Origin of the sequence: Cytobacillus sp. NCCP-133 (assembly GCF_026011715.1) — a bacterium.
Taxonomy (GTDB): domain Bacteria; phylum Bacillota; class Bacilli; order Bacillales; family Cytobacillaceae; genus Cytobacillus.
The window spans coordinates 22,013-28,012 of the sequence record NZ_BRVM01000030.1 but is presented as its reverse complement, the minus strand read 5'-3'; the positions used below and the strand labels follow the sequence as shown (position 1 = coordinate 28,012).

The 6,000-nt window shown below is 43.5% G+C and carries 4 protein-coding genes and 2 pseudogenes; 4 read left to right on the top strand and 2 right to left on the bottom strand.

The window, feature by feature from the left end; genetic code table 11:
- Together NCCP133_RS20535 and NCCP133_RS20530 are read left to right on the top strand one after the other, a co-directional pair.
- Positions 1–404 (top strand): annotated as a pseudogene (locus NCCP133_RS20535) (RNA-guided endonuclease InsQ/TnpB family protein); the annotation flags it as partial.
- A gap of 163 nt (positions 405–567) precedes the next feature.
- Positions 568–1,158 (top strand): histidine phosphatase family protein, encoded by a 591-nt coding sequence (locus NCCP133_RS20530; protein ID WP_264807105.1) that lies wholly within the window; start codon positions 568–570, stop codon positions 1,156–1,158.
- A 114-nt stretch (positions 1,159–1,272) separates the two neighbouring features.
- Here the strand turns inward: NCCP133_RS20530 and NCCP133_RS20525 are convergent, their stop codons facing one another.
- Positions 1,273–2,538 carry a sensor histidine kinase gene (locus NCCP133_RS20525; RefSeq protein ID WP_264807104.1) on the bottom strand — a complete coding sequence of 422 codons (1,266 nt, stop codon included), beginning with the start codon at positions 2,536–2,538 and terminating at the stop codon, positions 1,273–1,275.
- Positions 2,539–2,832: 294 nt separating this feature from the next.
- On the opposite strand from NCCP133_RS20525, the gene NCCP133_RS20520 reads away from it, so the two are divergent.
- Positions 2,833–3,108, top strand: coding sequence for a hypothetical protein (locus NCCP133_RS20520; protein ID WP_264807103.1), 276 nt, complete (start codon positions 2,833–2,835; stop codon positions 3,106–3,108).
- Between the two features lie 1,041 nt (positions 3,109–4,149).
- Here NCCP133_RS20520 and NCCP133_RS20515 read toward each other — a convergent pair.
- Entirely contained in the window at positions 4,150–5,664 is a 1,515-nt protein-coding gene (locus NCCP133_RS20515; protein ID WP_264807102.1) for a glycine betaine uptake BCCT transporter, read from the bottom strand.
- 146 nt (positions 5,665–5,810) lie between these two features.
- Here NCCP133_RS20515 and NCCP133_RS20510 point away from each other — a divergent pair.
- A pseudogene (locus NCCP133_RS20510) lies at positions 5,811–5,987 on the top strand (DinB family protein); the annotation flags it as partial.
- Positions 5,988–6,000: the final 13 nt, after the last annotated feature.

Sequence of the window (6,000 nt, the reverse complement as noted above, 5' to 3'; positions counted from 1 at the left end):
GAATAAACAACGTATTCGAGTAGCTAAAATTCAAGAAAAAAACTGCCAATCAAAGGAAAAACTTTCTTCATCATAAATCAAAGAAGTTAGTGTCTACCTTCGATGCTGTTGTGATTGAAGATTTAGACATGAAAGGAATGTCACAAGCACTTAATTTCGGTAAAAGCGTAGCTGATAATGGGTGGGGAATGTTCACTTCTTTCTTACAGTACAAACTAAGTGAACGAGGGAAACAACTTATCAAAATAGATACCAAAACTTGTTCGAGTTGCGGAAATACCCAACCAATGCCTATGGAAATTAGGACATACGCTTGTTCATGTGGGCTAAATATCGATAGAGATTATAATTCAGCACTCAATATCAAAAAAGAAGGCATTCGCTTATTAGCAAGTGCCTACTAAAAATATAAACTCTTGGAACAAGAGGGTTAGCTTGGTCAATTTCGTTAGCTACCAAAAGTGGCGATTACCCAAGAAGCCCCCACTTCAAGCAACCCGCAAGGGTGGGATGGTGGGAGTAGTTCACTAGAATAACAATCAAGTGAAAAAAGAAAGGACGTATACAATGACAAAAATCGGCCTGATCAGGCATGGCGTTACACCGTGGAATAAAGAGGGCAGGGCACAGGGAAGCTCGGACATTCCCCTGCATGAAGAAGGCTTGGCAGAAGCCGTGCTGCTGGCAGAAAGGCTGAGTTTGGAAAAATGGGATGTGATCTACACTAGTAATCTATTAAGGGCGCGGCAAACAGCGGAAGCCATTAAAGAGAAAATCAGCCATATCCCGGTACATCTGGACCCAAGAATCAGGGAAGTCGGCGGCGGGTTAATTGAAGGCACCACAGAAGCAGAGCGGCTTGAAAAATGGGGAAGCGGCTGGCGTGAAATGGATCTTGGATTCGAACCGCATGAAAGCGTGATCGGGAGAGGCATGGAATTCATGAAGGAAATTTCGGCCAAGCACCAGGGGGAGAATGTACTGGTTATTAGCCATGGCTCATTTATCCGGCATCTCCTAAAAGAAATCGTTCCAAACACAGATCTGACCAATCCACCGAAAAATACTTCCCTTACAACGCTTTTTATGAAAGAAAGCCAGTGGGGCTGCGAACTGTATAACTGCACGAACCATTTAGTAAAGGAACAGATCCAATAATCATGAAATAGCTCCATGCAGCAGAGGCAGCACAAGAATTGATCGCGCAGCATTAGATTCTCGCCCGGAAAATAAATGAAAGCCTCCCAAACTTGGGAGGCTCAGCTGTTTTGTTTAAGCTTCATTCTTTCTCAAATCCGCCTTATAGGAGGGAAAGGAAAAGGTGAATACCGTTCCTTTATTCAATTCGCTCTTTACTTTCACACTGCCTTCCATGGCCCTCACGATACTGAATACAACCATCATTCCAAGGCCCGTCCCTTTTGGCCCTTTTGTGGAATAATAGGGTTCGCCAAGGCGCTGCAGCTGTTCCTCTGTCATTCCGATGCCGGTGTCTTTTATTTCAATGGTTATGTGGCTGCTGCTATATTGGGTTTCTATGTATAATTGTCCTCCGCGCGGCATCGCTTCAATCGCATTTTTTATCACATTTAAAAAGCATTGGTGGAATTTCTGGCGATCCCCTTTAATGGAACCCAGCAGGGCGAAATCCGAATTAAACTCTACTGAATTCTGATTGGCGGTAGGTTTTAATATGTTCATTACTTGCATAAGTTCTTTCTTTACATTGATTTCTTCTATTATGTCTAAAGCAGGCTTCGAAAAGGTCAAGTAGTTCTGGATGACTTGCTCGGCAGATTCAAGCTCTGCCTTCACGATGGTCAGGTATTCCTGCCGCTTGCGTGGAGGGAGTTTTTGCTCCTGCAATAATTGCACAAAGCCGATGGCCGCTGTTAAAGGGTTGCGAATTTCATGGGATATCGCTGCCCCCATTTGCTCAACTGCCTCCAGCTTTTCAGTCCGGACCAGATTTTCACGGATATCGAGATTGCGTTTGGCAAACTCAATGACATACGAAATCATGCCCACTCCCAACGGAGGGATGATCAGGTAGGCAAACCAGGCGTCAAACCGATTTTGCGGCGGTATGGCTATTTCCATTGTGATTACAGTCAGCACACTTATAATCATACTTGAAATAACAGCTACATGAATTCGCTTTCGTGGAGGCTGCTTCCAAAACCACGGATACAGCTTCCAGAGAATGATTCCTAACGGCAGATATAACAAAATAGTTGTATAAAAACCAGGTTCAATCCCATAAAAGCCTCTCATAATGATAACGGCTGCTACCAATTCCAGGCCGATTCCGGCATATAATCCGCCGATAATCACTAAAATCATTCTCAAATCGTAGGTAAAATGAGGATCCGGCTCATAGGAAAACTGAAAGCAAATCCACAGCATGATGATTGACCAAAAAAGAGAGTAGCCTTTTGAAAACCGGAATTTAGAGCTTTTTTCCGCCCATACGAGCACAAAAAATAAGATGATGACTAAGAGTGATAAATTAAAGAAAAAATGCTTTGTAATTTCCACCGTTTCACCTGCCTGCCAAAAGATGTTATATGAAAATTCTATATTGTTTTACTATTATTGACAATAACTGATTTGCAATTTTAGCATAATTTTTTGAAAATTGTCAGAAAAAACAAAAATATATGGCAGAAAATGAATTATTTTGAAATAAAGAAGGGAAGAAAAGAGAAAGATTTGTAAAAAACAGCTAAATTGCAGTGAAAAAACGAGTGACTATCACATTTTAATTAAATGGGATGACTTAGAAAACGTTCATTGTCCTGAGGTATCTCAATAATTAGATGCCACTTCGTTATGTATGACGCAGTCTATGTAGCAGGCGGGAAAGAAAGCGCGAAGGCACTAAAGTTGGTGCCGCAAGCGAAGGAGTTTGTCCGTGAAGCATTCCAGCATTTTAAAACCATCGCAATTGGCAGCGAAGGAGCGGAATTGCTGCCTGCAGAGGCCAGAAATGCTCTTGGGCAATCGCAGACCTTCGCAGAAATGGGAATCGCTGCAAGCAGAAGCGATGGAGATATCCCATCCTTCAGCGAAAGCATTATCAAAGCAATTGCCAAGTATCGCCAATAGGAACGGGTAATGTAAGGTACTAAATGAGACCAGCTGCTCTTTTCGGAGCTGCTGGTTATTTGATATGCGGCAAACCTTGATAGAATAGGAAGTGACCGATAAACTGGAAATCTGATCGATAAAATAGAAAAAGTGACCGATAAATGAAAATTTTGACCGATATACCTCCTGAAGTGGCCGATAAATAATTGTTGCTGCGGCTGCTTGAGCTGTTGGCCGGTAAATCATCTCCTTCGGCCGGTATTTCAGTGAAAATGGCCGGTAAAAATACAATTTTGGCTGGTATTTTTTCAATATTGGCCGGAAAAGACTCCACTCCATTCAAATCGAACTTCAGGCCAATCCTCCCAAAAAAGCTTTATAATAAAATTCTTCCTTCAGCAGGGATTTCCTACTAAAAATAAGAATTTCTAAGTGTCTGTCTGCCAAAACAAAGCACAAAAAGACAGGATGCCCATTTTCAAACTTGCTAGGACGTAAATCAAGGGAGTGATCAGGAATGTCTTGGATCGTATCACTGTAAAAGGCCATTGATTATATAGAAGAGCACTTGCTGGATGAGGACCTCTCCATCCAGAAGGCTGCTGAAAAAGTGAATTCTTCTTGGAATCATCTCCGCTGGTTTATCTGTCAAGCGCAAACAGCCTATCCCACGAGGTTACAAGTTTGTCCAGCTGCGGCTCCTAGGGACTCGGGGTCATAAGCCGATTCCTTTCAGAAGGAAATACGCCTTCTTACAGAAATCGTCTTATGCCTGAGGCCCGCAGGACAAGGAAGGCTTCGTCAGCAAATCTTTTGGCACGAAGAAAAAAGCCGTAGCTTTTTTTGAGGATAAGCATCGCACGACCGAAAGCGGCAGCTTTTGGGCGAATGCGGGTCATGCAGACGTTGCCACAGGACGTGGCGCATTTAGTCTGCGTTCCTTGAATGGGCAGTCGCCTTTACATTTCAGCCGGCCTCTCAAAAAGGCAAAAGGACACCTTTTCGAGAGACTCGTCTTGTGCTTGTCGGGGGTGGTCAAGGCACCCTGCCCTTTTCTAACTATGCCTTCCTTTTCGGGATTTTTCCAATCCCGAGCTCCTGCGCTTCTTTCTGCAGCGCTTTGATCAAACTGAAGGTCATTAAAGCCATGATAATGGAAAACGGAAGAGCAGCTGCAATCATGGTGTTCTGAAGTGCCTGCAGACCGCCTGAGTAAAGAAGGACGAGTGAAATGGCAGATAGCATGATTCCCCAGATAAACTTTATTTTGTTCCCTGGATGATGTGAGCCATTTGTTGTCATCATCCCCAGTACATAGGTGCCTGAATCAGCTGAAGTAATGAAGAAGGTGCAAATCAGAATGATCGCAATAATGGATAGTACCGTTCCGAACGGGAAATTAGAGAACATTCCAAACAGCGCTTCCTCCGTAGCCAGTTCCGAAATCTTCTCAACCCCATGATGCTCCTGCATAATCGCTGACCCGCCAAAAGTGGAAAACCATAGGAAGCCAATCAATGAGGGCACCAGCAGCACGCCGAAAACAAATTCGCGGATGGTTCTTCCTTTTGATACGCGCGCAATAAAGATGCCGACAAAAGGTGCCCAGGCAATCCACCATGCCCAGTAAAAAATGGTCCAGCCATTAATCCATGCCCGTACATCTTCATCTAAAGGCGCAATCCGAAAGCTCATGCTTGGCAGGTTTTGCAGATAGGTCCCAATTGTATTCGTAAATAGATTCAGAATGAATAATGACGGTCCCAGAAAGAAAGTCAGCAGGAAAAGGAGGATAGCCAAAATCATATTGGCATTGCTGAGAATTTTAATCCCTTTTCCGAGACCAGTCCAAGCCGAAATCATAAATAAGATTGTTACAATCAGGACGATTAATACCTGTACCGGAAAACTGACGGGAATGCCAAAAAGGTACGAGAGGCCGCCGTTAATTTGCATGGCCCCGAACCCCAAAGTCGTTGCAACCCCAATGACCGTCGCAACAACAGCGATGACATCAACCACTTTTCCTGCAGTTCCTTCCGTCCGATCCCCAAGAATCGGCCTAAGCGTAGCACTGATTAAACCTGGTTCGTCATGCCTGAAATTAAAATAAGCGAGAACAAGAGCCACAATGCCATAAATGGCCCAGGCATGAACGCCCCAATGAAAGTACGTGTATCGCATCGCTTCACGAATGGCCGGATCGGTGCCTACTTCACTTCCGGTAGGCGAGGCCACTGCATAATGGTATATGGGTTCAGCAGCTCCCCAGAAAACGAGACCAATCCCCATCCCAGCGCTGAACAGCATGGCAAACCAGGTAGGCCGTGTAAATTCAGGTTTGTCATCCTGCTTGCCAAGCTTAATTTTCCCCAATGGGCTGATTAAAAAATATAAGCAAACAAGGACAATGAACGACACAAGTATTAAATAATACCACCCGAATTTATCGGTAATAAAGGCCTGGACATTTGCTGTTACTCCCTCCAATGCATCCGGCACAAAAACACCAAATAACACAAGCAATAATAGAATAGCCACTGATATGTAAAAAACCACCAAGTTTTTCTTCACATTTCAATCCCCTTTCTACATAGTCCGCTTCTTTTAGCATTCAATACATCGGGAGGAATTATGCGAATGAAATAAGAAATAAGAAGGAAATTTTAATCGATTGCAGAATCTCCATATTGACCTGAAGGAGAAGGAGGTTTAAGAAATTGTTATCACTATTCCGCTATAACTGGCAAGTTCGTGATGAATGGTTTGAATGGTGCCGCCGGCTTTCCCCTAAAGAGCTTAAAGCTAAACGAACTGGGGGAACAGGCAGCATTTTACAAACGCATTTTCATATTGTGGATGTAGAATACAGCTGGGTTTGTGTAATTGAAGGCAAAATTATTAAAAAGT

What these genes read in the sequence shown, in the direction of transcription:
- NCCP133_RS20530 (WP_264807105.1), top strand. Translation starts at nt 568, where the DNA reads ATGACAAAAATCGGCCTGATCAGGCATGGCGTTACACCGTGGAATAAA.
- NCCP133_RS20520 (WP_264807103.1), top strand. Translation starts at nt 2,833, where the DNA reads ATGTATGACGCAGTCTATGTAGCAGGCGGGAAAGAAAGCGCGAAGGCA.